The organism is Oleiphilus sp. HI0086, assembly GCF_001635225.1.
The window spans coordinates 1-1,507 of record NZ_LWFZ01001038.1; the positions used below are offsets into that span (position 1 = coordinate 1).

The window sequence follows — 1,507 nt, forward strand, 5'->3', positions numbered from 1 at the left end:
ACGATAGACTCCTCGAGCGATAAACCCAGGCCTTGCTTCACGTCGCCATTCAATGCCATTTCTCCGGTACGCCAAATACCACCAAAGCCCTGCGCCTGAAGCGCTAACAACATATAACCCACCGCAACGCCGCAGGACACAACCTGCTCTTCGAAAGGTACTTTAGGGTGTTCGATGTTTTTGGACACAGCAACGATGATCTTGGGTGCCCGAAGCGGCATTGAGCGGTATTTATTTTCTTGCGCTTCACTAAGCTTTCCCTCATTCGCTTCAGCAGCCTGACAAAACAAATCACCCAGACGATGTAACGAGTCCCCTTCGATCACAAGAAATCGCCATGGCTTTAAGCATTTATGGTCAGGCGTCCTAAGCGCTGCTTGAAAAACAGTTTCCATTTGATCAGGGCTTGGGGCAGGAGCACTCAAGCGAGGATGAGAAACCCTGGACTTCAATATTTCCAACACCGCATGAGAGCCCGCCTCATCAATTGTTTTATGCTCATTCATACCCGCGTATCTCCTGCTTTAATATAAGCTACCTAACCTGCACTATTCTTTTCAGGTGAACATAATGATATAACCACATTTAGATCACGAAACCTTAGTGCAAGCGCTATTTCCCAAGAACGAAATTAAAACAGTGTAAGCAAAATTTGTCTATATATAAGGGAACTGATAACCTTTGCTGCTTATCAGAGATGTATGAAAAAATGATCCCATTGAAAATATCTAATAAAAAATCGTCAACACAGAATAAGGCGACACAACACTCCACCGACAAAATAGATACGCCACCGTCAGTCATGCCCGCATACAACGGCAGGGTTTTGGCTTATTTGACGTCTAGTATCACGATGGCGGTCGGTGTTCTTGAAGGACATTTCCACGACTACTTGATCTGGTTTATTCCTGCGGCCATGTTATGGCCACACCTTCTTTACTTTGTTATTAGACATTTAAAGCTAGAGCAAAGCGCTGCAGCACGTGAGAACACACTACTAATAGATGGCGCTTTGGTCGGTGTCATTATTGTACTAATTGACTTCAGCCCGACGGCAACCATATTCAATATTCTCATGGCGAGTTTTAGCTTCATCGTCGTTGGAGGTATGTCGACCTGGCTCAAAGGCAACCTAATCTTACTTACCTCCACCATTATTTCCTCCATGATATTCGGCCTTGACTTCGCGCCTCACGCACCAATGATTGTCGATCTAGTGGCCGGTATTAGCGCTACAGTCTATGTCTCGGTTACTGCTTACTATACCCACCAACAAGCCGAAGCCTTACATAAGGCCAAGCACCAGATTCAGACACAAAGAGAGCAGTCTATATCGCTTTCTCACAAGCTTGCTAAATACCTATCTCCACAAGTCTGGCAGTCAATTTTTACCGGCGAACGTGACGTGCGCCTGGAAACACAGCGCAAGCGTCTATCTATCTTCTTCTCTGACATCAAAGGTTTTACAGAGCTGTCGGAAGAAATGGAACCCGAAGGTTTGACCGAG

The 1,507-nt window shown here is 45.7% G+C and carries 2 protein-coding genes; one reads left to right on the top strand and one right to left on the bottom strand.

The window, feature by feature from the left end; translation table 11 throughout:
* On the bottom strand, positions 1-506 hold a 506-nt coding region (locus tag A3756_RS18485; protein WP_068554221.1), incomplete at its 3' end, for a nitroreductase family protein.
* A 203-nt stretch (positions 507-709) separates the two neighbouring features.
* Here A3756_RS18485 and A3756_RS18490 point away from each other — a divergent pair.
* Positions 710-1,507: diguanylate cyclase AdrA (locus tag A3756_RS18490; RefSeq protein ID WP_231875571.1), on the top strand; the 798-nt coding region annotated here is incomplete at its 3' end.